Origin of the sequence: Rhizobium sp. 25PS6 (assembly GCF_032464655.1) — a bacterium.
Classification (GTDB): Bacteria; Pseudomonadota; Alphaproteobacteria; order Rhizobiales; family Rhizobiaceae; genus Rhizobium; species Rhizobium laguerreae.
Genome location: NZ_JAWDIV010000002.1, coordinates 387,556 through 402,719 on the forward strand (window position 1 = coordinate 387,556; position 15,164 = coordinate 402,719).

Consider the following 15,164-nt stretch of genomic DNA (forward strand, 5'->3'; position numbering starts at 1 on the left):
GGCTTACGCAAACGTCCGCAATCGCCGGATCGTTTCCTCCGCCTCGCCGATCGCCTCGGGCGTGCCGACCGTCAGCCAGTGACCTTCGAGCACGATGCCGAAAAGCCGTCCACGCGCGATCGCCTTGTCGAAATAGATATTGAGGTTGAAGGCATCCTTCGGCGCATCGTCGAACAGCGACGGGTTCATGGCGATCGCGCCGGCATAGACGACCGGATTGGACGGATCGTCGCGATAACGCGTCAGCCGGCCATCGGCCGCAAGACTGAAGTCGTTCTTGCCATTGTGACCCGTCGTATCCTCGATCCCGACGCAAAGCAGCGCCATATCCATGCGTTCGGCATCGAAGAATCCGGCTAAGCGTTCTAGGTTCGTCGGCCGCCCCGGCTGTTCACCGATCCAGAAGAGATCGGCGTTCATGACGAAGATATTGTCGCGGCTAAGCAGCCTCAACCCCTTCGCCAGGCCGCCGCCGGAATTCATCAGTGCGTCCCGCTCGTCCGATATGACGATGTCGAGGCCGTGATAATTCCTGAGATGTTCGAGCATCTGGTCGGCGTGGTGGTGAACGTTGACGACGGCGCGTTCGATACTGGCCGCCACCAGGCAATCCAGCGCGTAATCGATCATCGGCTTGCCGTCGATCTTCACCAGCGGCTTCGGGATCGTGTCGGTGATCGGGCGCATGCGGGTTCCGAGACCCGCGGCCAGTACCATGGCTTGTCTGATGGTCATTCTGATCCGGAACTTATGATTCGCTCTGGCCTATTCCAGCCCTTGCGCACCAATCGCGCAAGGGGGCAAGCGCTTCATGCTCAAGCGCGACGCTCAGATAGGCGAGCGTGCGCGGCATGTGTTTCAGATAGCCCGGCTTGCCGTCGCGCTGCAACAGGCGCACCCAAAGACCGGCAAGCTTGCAATTGCGCTGCGCCGACATGATCGCCCAGGCTCTCATAAATCCGGCTTCGTCGAAACCGCGCTCTGCGCGGCGAAGCGTCAGATAATCATCCATCAGCTGCCGGAAGAGGTCCGGCTCGATCGTTACGCGCGCATCCTGGACGATCGAGGCAAGATCATAGGCCGTGGGACCGATCATCGCGTCCTGGAAATCGATGAGGCCGATCTTGCGAATACCGCTTTCATGTTCGCGCCAGATGATGTTCGGCGAGTGGAAGTCGCGCAGCAGCAGGTTCTTCTCGGCCGTTGCGAGCTCATCGATGAGCGCGTCCCAGATCGCCAGATATTCCGCCCGTTCGGCTTCCGTTGCAGGTGCGCCCTGGCGCTTCCAGGGCAGGTACCAGTCGAGCACCAGCCGCACCTCCATCTTCATCGCCGTGCGGTCGAAATCAGGAATATGATGGACATGCCCCTTTCCAACGGGGATGTCCTGCGGAATTTTCAGCGCGTGCAGTCTGGCCAGGCAGGCAACGCTTTCGCGATAGCGTTCGATAACCGGCTGTCCGTGGGCATCCAGCACGCCTTCGCTGCCAAGATCTTCGATCAGCAGGATACCCTTGTCATAATCCACCTTGTAGACTTCGGGCGCCGCAAAACCGTCCTTGCGCAACGCACCGGCGATCGCCACGAAGGGATAAGCGTTTTCGGCAAGATGCGCGACTTTGGGATAGGGTTTGCCGTCGAGAACCGGCGGGCCTTCGGCAAGCGGCGGCCAGTCCATCAGGATGATGCGCCGGTTCTCGGCCTTCGGATAGATCGCCTCATAGGCGCGCAGCGAGGCATCACCGGTCAGGAATCGGCGTTTCGCTGCGGGATAACCTGCACCGTCAAGGAAATCGCGGATCGCCAGGACGCGGTGGATGCGTGTATTTTGCGCGCCAGCAGCTTCGATCGTCGCCCGCCGGCCGCTGCCTTCATGCGCCAGCGTCAGGGTGATTCGCTCCGCGGGCAGTTCGCTCTTCGCCATCTCCGGCCATTCGACGAGACAGATGCCGTTCTGCAGGGCCTCGTCGAAGCCAAGCTCCGTCAGTTCGGCAGGGTCGCCGAGCCGGTAGAGATCGAAATGCGAAACGGCGATGCGCAGATCATAGGATTGCACCAGCGTGAAGGTCGGGCTCGGAACCTCGAGCCCCTCGTCATCGGCCATGGCGCGCAGGATCGCCCGGGCGAGCGAGGATTTCCCCGCGCCGAGATCGCCGGAAAGGGCAAGGCAATCGCCGGCCTTCAGGGCCAGCGCCAGGTCCTCGCCGAGGCGGATGGTAGCCGCCTCGTCCTTCAGGAAAAGCGAAATCGTATCACTGGTGGTCATTCGGCTGCGGCGGAATGCGGTACATCGACCGAAGGGATACGGCAGACGACGGTCGTGCCCTTGCCCGGCTCGCTGTCGATCGTCACATCGCCATGGTGCAGACTGACGAAGCTATCAACGATCGAGAGGCCGAGGCCGGCGCCGCCGCGTTTGCCGCTTTTCGCTCCCGTGGCAAAACGGTCGAAGACGGTCGCGATCATGTCGGGTGAGATGCCGGGGCCGCGATCACTGACGGCGAAGACGAAATCCGTGCCTTCGCGATGGCATTCCAGCGAGATCGACGTGCCTTCGGGCGAGAAATTCGCCGCATTGGACAGAAGCTTCAGAAGGATCTGTTTCAGCCGCTGCGGATCGGCAACGATCGAGCCGAGATAGGCAGGAGCGGTGATTTCAAGTGCGACGCCGCTTTCGTGGAGCCGATCGGCGATCTGCATCGAGACGTCGTCGAGTAGGCCGTTGAGATCGATATCCGCATAATTGAGGCGCATGATGCCGGCATCGACGGTCGCAAGGTCGAGAATATCGTTGACGAGCGTCAGGAGAACCGAGGACGAGGTGGAGATGTGGTCGATATATTCGGCCTGCCGTTCGGTCAGCGGCCCGACGCCCGGTGTGCGCAGGAGATCGGTGAAGCCGATAATGTTGGTCAGTGGCGAACGCAGTTCATAGGAAACGTGCTGGACGAAGTCGTTCTTCAGCTCGTCGGCCTTGCGCAACGCTTCGTTCTTCTCGGTCAGCGCGCGCTCGGCGCGCACGCTGTCCGTCATGTTGACGAAGGTCAGCATGGTCTGGGCGTTCGGCAGCGGGATGACGGCATAGTCGAGCACGAGGCCGGAGAAGAGTTCCAGCGTTCCCTGGCCCGAGCGGCGTTCGTCGTCGAAGCTGGTGATCAGTTCCGCGAAGGTCTTCCAGCCGTCCGGCCGGTCATAGGACGGGGCGCAGGCCTCGCCCAGCGCACGGATATGGGTGCCGGGCTTGGCTTCGGTTTCGGTGATCCCCCAAAGCGCGCGAAAGGCCGGGTTGGAAAGGCGGATGCGTCCGTCAGGACCGAACACCGCCACACCTTCGGAAAGATGGTCGATCGTTTCGCCCTGCACCTTGACCAGCGTGTTGTAGCGCGTTTCGAGATCGACCTGCTCGGTCAGGTTTTCGAACACCCAGGTGGCGCCGCCCTGCGGATGGGCGGTCGCAAAGACCCGCAACGTCTGCCCGTTCGGCAGGTGCCAGAGATCCGTTTGCGTGTCGAGCGCGCGATAGACGGAAAGCGCGGCTTCCTTCCAGCTTTTCCAGTTGAGCTGGTCCGGCAACTTCTTGGCGGCGCGCAACCGCTCGAGCAACTCGCTATTGTCCGGCCGGCCTTCGAGGAAGGCGATATCAAGCTCCCAGAGCGCGACGAAGGCCTGGTTGTAGAATTGCAGCCGGCGCTCGCCGTCGAAGATGGCAACCGGCGTGGCGAGATGGTCGAGCGTTTCGGCATGGCTCTTCAGCGTCCGTTCCAGCTCGGCACGCACGGCCTCTATGTCGGACACATCGATCGCGATGCCGGCCGAGCCGCCGGGAACCCTGACGTCGACGACGTCGAAGAATGTGCGGTTGCCGTGCACGACCGTCGAGATCTTGTCGTGGAAGGGCGATTCCGGCGTCGTCGTGGCGCGAATGCGTTCGCGCGCGACGGTCGTCAGCATCTCGCGGCCTTCATTGATCGCCTGCTGCGGTGATCGCGCTTCGACCGCCTCGCCATAAGCCTGGTTGACCCAGGTGAGGCGGCCCACCGGGTCGCGCTGCCAGGCCGGCATGTCGATCGCGTCGAGCATGGTCTGGAAGGCCGAGATCGAGGTCATCAGCCGGTCGCGCTCAATCCTGAGCTCTGCGAGCTCGGCGCGCAGATTGTTGAGCGCCACGAAACGGACGAAGGCACGCCCGCCGGAAACTCGGCCCTGCGCCTCGAGGATCTCGTCGCGGATGGTTTCGACCACCATGTCGAAGCTCTGCGCCTCGTCGCGCAGCCGGTCGATCGCCTTTTCCAGCTCGGAAGCCGAACGTGACTTCAGCCACAGGCCGAAGGCCAGGAATTCGCCGTCTTGCGGCGCGCCGGTCTCGGGCGGAAGCTGGCCGAGCAGTTCGGGCCGCGCATTGCCGTCCCAGATGACGATCCGCCGGTTCTTGTCGGCGATCAGAGCCTGGTATTGCGAAATGCGCTGCTGGGCATCGGAGAGCGCCGAGCGGATTTCCCGGCTCTCGTTTTCCAGGTTGCCGCGCTGGCGCACCAGCCACAGCGTCGACAGCAGGGCTGCCGATATGACGCCGATAACGACGGAAACACCGATCACCTGCGAGGATGTGAAGAGGTGAGCCGAGGCCGCCGCCTGCTGCTCCGCCTGTGCCAGAGCCGGCCGCGCCAGGGTGGCGAGCGCCGTCCCGGCCGCGCAGCTTTTCAGGAAGCGCGCCAATGGTCCGTGCTCTTGCTTTACGGCCTCGTGCGCCGTTGCAGATTGATATCCTTGGCCTGCCATGAGCGGGCGGCGATCGGCGCGAGCGCCATCATCCGCCTGACCGGGCAGGCTGCTTTTCATTTCCGACATCCGCGGTATGTCTCCGTCCTTCAATGTGCCGCATTACGACAAGACATCCCATTTTCGCAGCGGTCGGACAGGGTCCGGCGCCACGAATCAAGTCTTAAAACAATACTTCGGAAGGGAATCTGCGGGAAGGGAGCGTCCAAAAAATAAGCCGCGGCATTTGTCAATGCCGCGGCTTCTACATCTTGTGGATATTAACGATCAAATCAATATCTGTAGTGGTCGGACTTGAACGGGCCCTTCGGCGAGACGCCGATATAGGCAGCCTGTTCCGCAGAAAGCTCAGTCAGCTTCACGCCGAGCTTGTCGAGATGCAGGCGTGCGACCTTTTCATCGAGATGCTTCGGCAGGATATAGACCTGGTTGGAATACTGGTCGGGCTTGGTGAAGAGCTCGATCTGCGCCAGCGTCTGGTTGGTGAACGAAGCCGACATCACGAAGGACGGATGGCCGGTGGCGTTGCCGAGGTTGAGCAGACGTCCTTCGGACAGAAGGATGATGCGATTGCCCTTGGGGAATTCGATCAGGTCGACCTGCGGCTTGACGTTGGTCCACTTGAGATTGCGCAATGCAGCGACTTCGATTTCGTTGTCGAAGTGACCGATATTGCCGACGATCGCCATATCCTTCATCGCCCGCATATGGTCGATGCGGATGACGTCCTTGTTGCCGGTGGTGGTGATGAAGATATCGGCCGAGGAAACGACGTCCTCGAGCAGAACGACTTCGTAACCGTCCATCGCAGCCTGCAATGCGCAGATCGGATCGGCTTCGGTCACCTTGACGCGGGCGCCGGCACCGGAGAGCGAAGCGGCAGAACCCTTGCCGACGTCGCCGTATCCGCAGACGACGGCAACCTTGCCGGCCATCATGACGTCGGTGCCGCGGCGGATGCCGTCGACCAGCGATTCCTTGCAGCCATACTTGTTGTCGAACTTTGACTTGGTGACCGAGTCGTTGACGTTGATCGCCGGGAAGGGCAGCAGGCCCTTCTGGCTGAGCTGGTAAAGGCGGTTGACGCCGGTCGTCGTTTCCTCGGTGACGCCCTTGATCGCGTCGCGCTGCTTGGTGAACCAGCCAGGTGAAGCGGCAAGACGCTTCTTGATCTGTGCGAAGAGGATTTCCTCTTCTTCGGAATGCGGATGAGTGAGCACGTCCTCGCCGGCTTCTGCGCGGGCGCCAAGCAGGATGTACATGGTGGCGTCGCCGCCGTCATCGAGGATCATGTTGGAAAGGCCGCCATCGGCCCACTGGAAGATCTTGTCGGTGTAGACCCAGTAATCTTCGAGAGATTCGCCCTTGATGGCGAAGACAGGTACGCCTGAGGCGGCGATCGCGGCAGCGGCATGATCCTGCGTCGAGAAGATGTTGCACGAGGCCCAGCGGACTTCCGCGCCGAGCGCGACCAGCGTCTCGATGAGCACGGCCGTCTGAATAGTCATGTGCAGCGAGCCGGTGATGCGCGCGCCCTTCAGCGGCTTTGTCTGGCCGAATTCGGTGCGGCAGGACATCAGCCCCGGCATTTCGGTTTCGGCGATCGTAATTTCCTTGCGGCCGAAATCCGCAAGCCCGATATCGGCGACGACATAATCTTTTTCAGTGCTCATAGAGGCCTCCAGGCTGAAAAACGTCTCAAAATTGGCGCAGGCGCGAAGATGACCCACGTGCAAGCGCACGGCATGTCCGCCGTTTAGCAGGCTTCGCCGGTGATGGCAATAAGGATATAAAGAAGTCTTTATATGTTTATATGAACTCGATCCGAGCTCACATCTCCTCGCCGAACCTGTTCTGGATCAGCTGGTCCAGCGCCTCCAGCGCTTCCTCGGCCTGGCTGCCGCTTGCCGAGACGACGACGCTCGAGCCGGGGCTTGCCGCAAGCATCATCAGGCCCATGATGGAGGTACCGCCGACCGTCATTCCGTCCTTGGAAACGGTGATGGCGGCATCGAAGGTCTCGACCATCTGCACGAATTTGGCGGAAGCGCGCGCGTGAAGACCGCGCTTGTTGATGATAAGGAGTTCCCGGGAGAGCGACGTCATGAATGCCCGTTATTTTCCGCTGAGCACACGGCTGGCGACGTTGATATATTTCCGCCCGGCTTCGGAAGCCTCCACCAGCGCCTTCTCCATGTTGTTCTCGCCGCGCACCCCGGCAAGCTTGATCAACATCGGCAGGTTGACGCCGGCAATGACCTCGGTATGGCCGCTGCTCATGACTGATATGGCAAGATTGGACGGCGTGCCGCCGAACATGTCGGTCAGGATGACGACGCCGTGGCCATCATCGGCACCGGAAACGGCTTCCAGAATGTCCTGCCGTCTCTGGTCCATGTCGTCTTCGGGGCCAATACAGACCGTCTCGATGAATTTCTGAGGACCGACGACGTGCTCGACAGCATGACGAAACTCTTCAGCCAGCTTGCCATGAGTGACAAGCACAAGTCCGATCATGATATTACTGCTCCCATATACAAACGGTGGCCCCAATATCGCAATGCAGCATTTACGTCCACCGGTGGGGGCACATCTTGGCTATGAAAAGCCGAAGTGCAAGATAAAAATGCGAATATATAAGGCAGATTGACCAATCCGGAAGGCCTCAGCGCCCGATATCCGGCACTTTTGCCATCAGGATCGCAAGGGGTGAAGAAACGCCTGTGAGCAACCGCAATGCGGGAAGCGAAAAACCGGCGGCAAGGCTCACCATTTCGCCCTCGGGAGGCACCCGGTTTTCACCGGTAGCGCTGCCCGGAAGCACGGCATAATGCATGGCCGCCCTGGGAATATGGTCCTGACGAACGATGCCGGTGCCGCGAAGTTCGATCAGCCCGGTGATCGACGGCGGGCACGTGGCGATCACCGCGCCGGCCTCTCTTGAGAGAAGAACCTGGTCGTCCGCGACCAGCGCCGTGAAAAGACCGAGCCGGCGCGACTCGGTCATGCAGGTGAAGGCCAGCATCGATTTTCCCCAGCCGGAGGGGCCGCTGAACAGCAGCCCGGTCTTGCCGACGACGATCGCCGTCGCATGGACGTTGAAACCTGCCTCGGTCATGCTGCGGCGCCGATTGGCAAAGAGAGGATGAAGCGCGCGCCGAGTATATGCCCGCTCTCGGCATCGGTGATGTTTTCGGCTCTCAGCGAACCGCCATGCGCTTCGGCGATCTGCCGGCTGATCGACAGGCCGAGCCCCGAATTCTGGCCGAAGCCTTCCGCCTCCGGCCGGTCCGTATAGAAGCGCTCGAAGATACGGTCGATATTTTCCGCCTGGATGCCGGGGCCGTTGTCTTCGATCGTGGTGACGCAGCGCGAGCGTGTCCGCACCAGCCGCACGGTAATCTTGCCGCCCTTTTCCGGCACGAAAGAGCGGGCATTCTCGATCAGGTTGGCGATGATCTGGCCGATGCGTAGATCGTGGCCGTTGACGACGAAGCGCGTCTTGACGTTCGGCTTGCGTTCGATCGCATATTCGATTTCCACCTGCTTCTTGGTGCTCCTGACCTGGCGCGAAACCTCGATGAGGTCGCGCAGCAGCACTTCCATGTCGACGGAACCGGCATCGACGCGTGCGAGTTCGGCGTCGAGACGGGAGGCGTCGGAGATATCGCTGATCAGCCGGTCGAGGCGGCGGACATCATGCTGGATGACGTCCATCAGCCGCTTTTTGGAATCGTCGGATCGGGCAAGCGGCAGCGTTTCGACGGCGCTGCGCAGCGAGGTCAGCGGGTTCTTCAGCTCATGGCTGACATCGGCCGCGAAACTTTCGATCGCATCGATGCGGTCGTAGAGCGCCGTCGTCATCTCGCGCAATGCGATGGAAAGGTTGCCGATTTCATCCTGGCGGGCAGAGAAGTCGGGAATTTCCTCACGCGTCTTGGCGCCGCGGCGCACACGGATGGCAGCTGCAGAAAGACGGCGCAGCGGATTGGCGATGGTCGACGACAGCACCAGCGAAAGCAGCACGTTGACGAGCGTCGCCACGCCGAAGACGCGCATGATGGCAAGCCGCTCGGCGTGGACGATATTGTCGATGTCGCCCGCCTGTGTCGACAACAACAGCACGCCGAGCACGGCACGGAAGCGCTGGATCGGCACGGCGACGGAAACGATGAGCTCACCTTTTTCAGTGGTGCGCACGACTGCGCCGCGAACGCCGGTGAGCGCATTCATCACTTCGGGATAGATTGAGCCGTCGCCCCCCGGCGCTTCCTTATAGAGCGGCAGATTGCCGGGCTGTAACGCCTTGTTGAACAGGGTGGCGAACCACTCGCTCCAGGTCTGTTTCTCTTCCTCAACCGGCGGCAGGTCGAAGCGCAGCACCTGGCCGCGCGAATAGAGATGGCGCGAATCGAGCAGCAGGTTGGCATCGGCATCGAAGATGCGGGCGCGGGTGCGCGTCGGAGAGATCAGCCGGCGCAGGACCGGCGCGACCTTTTCGGGATCGATCGGGAATTCAAGGTCCTCGTCGTTCGGCACCGGGGTGATGCTCTGGCCGGCCTGCAGCTCGAGCAGCTTCTGCGGATCGATGGTAATCGAGTTCGTATCGACCGACGCGGAGGCCGAAACGGCGCCGGCGATGATTTCGCCCTGCGTCAACAGGCTTTCGGCGCGAGCGTCGATCAATCCCTCGCGGAACTGGTTAAGGTAGAGGATGCCGCCGACGAGCACCACCAGCGCGACGAGATTGAAGAACAGGATGCGCCGCGTCAGGCTCGAAAAGACGGCATTGCCGAAGATGCGGCGGATCAGCGTGAAGGGATGCGACCAACGGCGGCCTCGGACGCGACGGGTGCTCACGCCCTCCGCATCGTCGAGATCCCTTTCCTGCACCAACTGTGCCAATAACAGGCCCTTTCGAAGGGCGGGGCCGGATGGACCGGCCCGCAGCCCTCAACATTCTAACAGCGCCGCGCGTCTTTTCAGACGCGCAAAGGACGCTGTGACATTTTGAACTGCTGCATAATTTGATCCTTAAATCGATGCCGACTTAGGAGATTATGCAGGAGCGCGCTGCGCCGCTCGGGGCTCAGCCTGCTTCGCGGAAGCGGTATCCCACTCCGTAGAGTGTTTCAATCATATCAAAGTCGGTGTCGACCATCTTGAATTTCTTGCGCAGCCGCTTGATGTGGCTGTCGATGGTCCGATCATCGACATAGACCTGTTCGTCATAGGCTGCGTCCATCAGCGCGTCGCGGCTTTTGACGACGCCGGGGCGCTGCGCCAGCGAATGCAGGATCAGGAATTCGGTCACCGTCAGCGTCACGGCCTCGCCTTTCCAGGTGCAGGTATGGCGTTCCTGGTCCATGACCAGTTGCCCGCGCTCCAGCGAGCGGGCCTGCTGCACGGCGCCGGTCTTCGGCGCGCCGCTGGGGCCGGTGCCGGCGGCGGCGGCTTCGCGGCTTGACGCGCGGCGCAGGACGGCGCGTACGCGCTCTACCAGCAGACGCTGCGAAAAAGGTTTGGTGATGAAATCATCGGCGCCCATCTTCAGGCCGAAGAGTTCATCGATCTCCTCATCCTTGGAGGTGAGGAAGATGACGGGAATATCCGACTTCTGCCGCAGGCGGCGCAGCAGTTCCATGCCGTCCATGCGCGGCATCTTGATGTCGAAGATCGCCAGCTGCGGCGGTCGCGCCAGCAGGCCGTCGAGCGCCGAAGCACCGTCCGTATACGTCTCGACCTTATATCCTTCGGCCTCCAGTGCGATCGACACCGAGGTGAGGATGTTGCGGTCGTCATCAACGAGCGCGATTGTCGGCATGGTGTTGGTCTCCGTCATCAGTGCGCAATCTCCCGGATTTGCTCTCCCCAGGCGGTCTCAGTGACCGGATGCGCTTATGGAGGATAAAGGTGGAACAAATTGTGGCAAAGATAAAGGGGAGGATTGTCGTAAAATTCGTTAGCAATCTTAGGTGGCGCATTCGAAAGTTTAAACGTGATCTATTCAAACGATTTAAAATTGAGGCGATAAATTTAAATCGATTAATTGTTTGATATCACTGCATTTTCTCCAGTTTTCCATCTTGTGTTTTAAAATTTCTGCCCGTATTTTCGCGATTAGTTTTAATCGGCAACGAGCCTGAGCGAAGGGAACTAGCCAATGGAAATGTTCGGAGTTCATAACCCGGCGATAGAGCTGGCAACGGTTGGATTGGGCGGCGCAGCCAGCGTTCGCTACAACTTTTCCGCCGCTGCGCTCTATGAAGAAGCGATCCGCCGGGGCGAAGCCGAACTGACCGCTCAAGGCGCACTGCGGGCTATTACCGGCCAGCACACGGGCCGTTCGCCGCGCGACAAGTTCGTCGTTCGCGATATCAACACCGATGGCGAAATCTGGTGGGACAATAACAAGCCGATCTCTCCGGAGCATTTCGCCGTGCTGCGCGACGATATGCTGGCGCATGCCGCGGGCAAGGAGCTTTTCGTCCAGGATCTCGTCGGCGGCGCCGAGGAGGGCCATGCCCTGCCGACCCGCGTCGTGACCGAATTCGCCTGGCATTCGCTGTTCATCCGCAATCTGCTGATCCGCCCTGACACCGCAGCGCTGTCCAGCTTCGTGCCGAAGCTGACGATCATCGATCTGCCGAGCTTCAAGGCCGATCCGGCCCGCCACGGCTGCCGTTCGGAAACGGTGATCGCCTGCGATCTCACCAACGGCCTCGTCCTCATCGGCGGCACCTCCTATGCCGGCGAAATGAAGAAATCGGTCTTCACCGTGCTCAACTACCTGCTGCCGGCCAAGGGCGTGATGCCGATGCACTGCTCGGCCAACGTCGGCCCGGACGGTGACGCGGCGGTTTTCTTCGGCCTTTCCGGCACGGGCAAGACGACGCTTTCGGCCGATCCGGCCCGGACGCTGATCGGCGATGACGAACATGGCTGGAGCGAAAACGGCATCTTCAACTTCGAAGGCGGCTGCTATGCCAAGACCATCCGCCTATCGGCCGAAGCCGAGCCGGAAATCTATGCGACAACGCAGCGCTTCGGCACCGTGCTGGAAAACGTCGTGCTGAACGAAAGCCGCGAGCCGGATTTCGACGACGGGTCGCTGACCGAGAACACCCGTTGCGCCTATCCGATGGACTTCATCCCGAATGCTTCGGAAACGGGCCGTGCCGGACATCCAAAGACGATCATCATGCTGACCGCCGATGCCTTTGGCGTCATGCCGCCGATCGCCCGATTGACGCCTGATCAGGCGATGTATCACTTCCTCTCCGGCTACACCGCCAAGGTGGCCGGCACCGAAAAGGGTGTCGTCGAGCCGGAAGCGACCTTCTCCACCTGCTTCGGCGCTCCTTTCATGCCCCGGCATCCGGCCGAATATGGCAATCTGCTCAAGGAGTTGATCGGCCGTCATGGCGTCCAATGCTGGCTTGTCAACACCGGCTGGACCGGCGGCGCCTACGGCACCGGCAAGCGCATGCCGATCAAGGCGACGCGTGCGCTTCTCGCTGCCGCCCTGAGCGGCGAACTTGGACAGGCGGAATTCCGCGCTGACACGAACTTCGGCTTCGCCGTGCCGGTCTCCGTCGACGGTGTCGATGGCGGCATTCTCGATCCGCGCTCGACCTGGGCCGACAAGGCAGCCTATGACGCGCAGGCCGAAAAGCTGGTCTCGATGTTCATTGCGAATTTTGCCAAGTTCGAGAACCACGTCGACGGCGGCGTCCGTGATGCGGCCCCCGGCGTAAAGGTCGCTGCCGAATAAGCAGATCAAACCTCTGACTCACGTGAAACCCGGCATCGCAAGATCGCCGGGTTTTCCATGTCACAGCCGATATTTTCAATTCGCCGCCGATGTGAGATAGAACGCCGATGGCCAGCGACGCACTCTATATCGATGACAGGATCACCATCGCGGGATGGGAGCTGACGGAACAGTTCGTTCTGGCGGGCGGTCCCGGCGGGCAGAATGTCAACAAGGTCTCGACCGCGGTCCAGCTGTTCTTCAACATCGCGAATTCGCCGTCCCTCAATGATCGTGTCAAAACCAATGCGATCAAGCTCGCCGGCCGGCGTTTGTCGAAGGATGGCGTGTTGATGATCGAGGCGAGCCGGTTTCGCAGCCAGGACCGCAACCGCGAGGATGCGCGCGACCGGCTGAAGGAACTGATCCTCGAGGCCGCCAAGCCGCCGCCGCCGCCGCGCAAGAAGACCAGGCCGACCAAGGGTTCGGTCGAACGCCGCCTGAAGGAAAAATCCGGTCGCTCGGAAGTCAAGAAAATGCGCGGCCGCCCCGGCGGCGGCAGCGGTGAGTGACATGCCGGAGCTCTTGAGCGGCATCCGCCATCTCCCCGGTTACCTCGACCGAGCGCGTCAGGAGGCATTGGTCGAGATAATCCGCTCCGTCGTCGCCGAAGTGCCGCTTTATGTGCCCGCCATGCCCGGTACCGGCAAGCCGATGTCCGTGCGCATGACCAATTGCGGGCCGCTCGGCTGGGTGACGGACAAAGAGCGCGGCTATCGCTACCAGCCGACGCACCCGGCAACCGGCAGACCCTGGCCTGATATGCCGCAGCAATTGCTCGATATCTGGAATGACGTTTCGGGTTACGACAAGCCGCCGGAAGCCTGCCTCGTCAATTTCTACTCCGACGAAGCGCGCATGGGCTTGCATCAGGACAAGGACGAACAGGATCTCAAAGCCCCGGTCGTCTCGATCTCGCTCGGCAACAGCTGCCTCTTTCGCGTCGGCGGTCTCAGCCGCAATGATCGCACGCTATCTTTCAAGCTTTCGAGCGGTGATCTGGTCGTGCTGGGCGGCGAGGGGAGGCTGTGTTTCCACGGCGTCGACCGTATCCATCCGGCGACGTCGACGCTGCTGAAGAATGGCGGCCGCATCAATCTGACGCTGCGCCGCGTCAATCCCTGACTAGAGCAATTCCAGCAAAAGTGTGCAGCGGTTTTGCGTCCGGAATTGCGTAAAAACAAAGCGATAGAGCGTTTCCGTGATTCGGAGAAAAACGGAAAGGCTCTAACGACCGCCGCTATAGTTTTCGCAGCGCAACCTGTTCGATCAGGTGATCCTTGCCCTTTTTCAGGATGAGATCGGCGCGTGGACGCGTCGGCAGAATGTTCTGCCGCAGGTTCTTCAGGTTGATGTTTGCCCAAAGATCCTCGGCGATTTCGAGCGCTTCCGCGTCTGATATCGAGGCATAGCGATGGAAATAGGAATTCGGATCGCGGAAGGCGGTCTCGCGCAGCCGCATGAAGCGCGTGACATACCAGTTGTGGATCTCGTCTTCGGCGGCATCGATATAGATCGAGAAGTCGAAGAAGTCGGAGACCATCGGCACGATCTTGCCGCCGGCCGGCAGGTCGCGCGATTGCAGCACGTTGATGCCCTCGAAGATCAGGATGTCGGGCCGGTCGACGATCTTGTATTCGTCCGGCAGCACGTCGTAGACGAGGTGCGAATAGCTGGGCGCCTTCACATCCGGTCGTCCGGCCTTGATCGCCGACAGGAAGCGCAGGATCGCACCCGTGTCGTAGCTTTCCGGAAAACCTTTGCGCTGCATCAGCTTTTCCCGCTGCAGCACGGCGTTCGGATGCAGGAAGCCGTCGGTGGTGACGAGATCGACCTTCGGGCTGGAAGGCCAGCGCCCCAGGAGCTCCTTGAGGATACGGGCGGTGGTCGATTTTCCGACAGCGACCGAGCCGGCGATGCCGATGACGAAGGGCGTCTTCGTCACATCGGACAGGCTGAGGAAGCGGTTGCGCTGTTCAAACAGCATCTGCGAGGATTCGACATGTGCCGAGAGCAGGCGCGACAGCGACAGATAGATGCGCCGGACCTCATCGAGATCGATCGGATCGCCCATCGAACGCAGCCGTTTGACTTCGTCGCCCGTCAGCGTCAACGGCGTGTCAGCGCGGAATTTCGACCATTGTTCGGAAGAGAAGAAGTGGTAGGGCGAATAGGATTCCGACTGGAAGTGATCCAACGTTTCCGGCACCCCGATAATCTCAGTCGCGATACTCATGAACTCTGCCGGCTGGCCTTTTCCTTGAGGCCGGACTGCGCGGTTCTGCGCTCGAGCTCGGCCATGACATTCTCTAACGGTATTTCAGCAATCTTCAATACGACCAATAGGTGATAGAGCACATCGCCAGCCTCATAGGTCAGATTGTCACGGTCGCCGGTCACCGCCGCCATCACGGCTTCGATCGCCTCTTCACCGAGCTTCTTTGCCGCTTTCGGCTGGCCGGCGGCCACGAGCTTGGCTGTCCAGGATTGCTCCGGCGAGGCTTTCGATCGTTCTGCGACGATGCTTTCGAGATCGGAAAGGGAAAATCCGCTCATAGGTCCGCTTTCAAAG

At 60.9% G+C, this 15,164-nt stretch carries 14 protein-coding genes; 3 read left to right on the forward strand and 11 right to left on the reverse strand.

What is annotated here, in order from left to right; all coding sequences use genetic code 11:
* Positions 1-3: 3 nt before the first annotated feature.
* From RWK44_RS04440 to RWK44_RS04480, 9 genes are all read right to left on the reverse strand, one after another.
* Positions 4-735, reverse strand: a complete 732-nt coding sequence (locus RWK44_RS04440; protein WP_316028412.1) for a nucleotidyltransferase family protein — start codon at positions 733-735, stop codon at positions 4-6.
* Positions 736-748: 13 nt separating this feature from the next.
* Positions 749-2,266: a tRNA (adenosine(37)-N6)-threonylcarbamoyltransferase complex ATPase subunit type 1 TsaE gene (gene tsaE, locus RWK44_RS04445; RefSeq protein WP_316028413.1), complete on the reverse strand. Its 1,518-nt coding sequence runs from the start codon at positions 2,264-2,266 to the stop codon at positions 749-751.
* A complete protein-coding gene (locus tag RWK44_RS04450) occupies positions 2,263-4,848 on the reverse strand; it encodes a sensor histidine kinase (RefSeq protein ID WP_316028414.1) in 2,586 nt (861 codons plus the stop codon). Before RWK44_RS04450 ends, tsaE begins: the two co-directional genes overlap by 4 nt.
* A gap of 203 nt (positions 4,849-5,051) precedes the next feature.
* Positions 5,052-6,452 (reverse strand): adenosylhomocysteinase, encoded by a 1,401-nt coding sequence (ahcY, locus tag RWK44_RS04455; protein ID WP_025396524.1) that lies wholly within the window; start codon positions 6,450-6,452, stop codon positions 5,052-5,054.
* Positions 6,453-6,609: 157 nt separating this feature from the next.
* Positions 6,610-6,885, reverse strand: coding sequence for an HPr family phosphocarrier protein (locus tag RWK44_RS04460; RefSeq protein ID WP_003544133.1), 276 nt, complete (start codon positions 6,883-6,885; stop codon positions 6,610-6,612).
* A 9-nt stretch (positions 6,886-6,894) separates the two neighbouring features.
* Entirely contained in the window at positions 6,895-7,296 is a 402-nt protein-coding gene (locus RWK44_RS04465) for a PTS sugar transporter subunit IIA (RefSeq protein ID WP_003544139.1), read from the reverse strand.
* Positions 7,297-7,444: 148 nt separating this feature from the next.
* Positions 7,445-7,897 (reverse strand): HPr kinase/phosphorylase, encoded by a 453-nt coding sequence (locus RWK44_RS04470; RefSeq protein ID WP_168284774.1) that lies wholly within the window; start codon positions 7,895-7,897, stop codon positions 7,445-7,447.
* Positions 7,894-9,684: a sensor histidine kinase gene (locus tag RWK44_RS04475; RefSeq protein ID WP_011649861.1), complete on the reverse strand. Its 1,791-nt coding sequence runs from the start codon at positions 9,682-9,684 to the stop codon at positions 7,894-7,896. Before RWK44_RS04475 ends, RWK44_RS04470 begins: the two co-directional genes overlap by 4 nt.
* A 184-nt stretch (positions 9,685-9,868) precedes the next feature.
* Entirely contained in the window at positions 9,869-10,603 is a 735-nt protein-coding gene (locus RWK44_RS04480) for a response regulator transcription factor (protein ID WP_206102978.1), read from the reverse strand.
* 339 nt (positions 10,604-10,942) lie between these two features.
* Here RWK44_RS04480 and RWK44_RS04485 point away from each other — a divergent pair, with 339 nt between their 5' ends.
* The 3 genes from RWK44_RS04485 to RWK44_RS04495 all read left to right on the forward strand — a co-directional run bounded on the left by RWK44_RS04485 (position 10,943) and on the right by RWK44_RS04495 (position 13,717).
* Positions 10,943-12,553, forward strand: coding sequence for a phosphoenolpyruvate carboxykinase (locus RWK44_RS04485; RefSeq protein ID WP_027667951.1), 1,611 nt, complete (start codon positions 10,943-10,945; stop codon positions 12,551-12,553).
* A gap of 107 nt (positions 12,554-12,660) precedes the next feature.
* Entirely contained in the window at positions 12,661-13,104 is a 444-nt protein-coding gene (arfB, locus tag RWK44_RS04490) for an alternative ribosome rescue aminoacyl-tRNA hydrolase ArfB (protein WP_011649864.1), read from the forward strand.
* A 1-nt stretch (position 13,105) separates the two neighbouring features.
* Positions 13,106-13,717: an alpha-ketoglutarate-dependent dioxygenase AlkB gene (locus tag RWK44_RS04495; RefSeq protein ID WP_168284773.1), complete on the forward strand. Its 612-nt coding sequence runs from the start codon at positions 13,106-13,108 to the stop codon at positions 13,715-13,717.
* 115 nt (positions 13,718-13,832) lie between these two features.
* On the opposite strand, the gene coaA is transcribed toward RWK44_RS04495, so the two are convergent.
* Together coaA and RWK44_RS04505 are read right to left on the reverse strand one after the other, a co-directional pair.
* Positions 13,833-14,828 (reverse strand): type I pantothenate kinase, encoded by a 996-nt coding sequence (gene coaA / locus RWK44_RS04500; RefSeq protein ID WP_168284772.1) that lies wholly within the window; start codon positions 14,826-14,828, stop codon positions 13,833-13,835.
* Positions 14,825-15,148 (reverse strand): phosphoribosyl-ATP diphosphatase, encoded by a 324-nt coding sequence (locus RWK44_RS04505; RefSeq protein WP_316028415.1) that lies wholly within the window; start codon positions 15,146-15,148, stop codon positions 14,825-14,827. Before RWK44_RS04505 ends, coaA begins: the two co-directional genes overlap by 4 nt.
* Between the last annotated feature and the right edge of the window lie 16 nt (positions 15,149-15,164).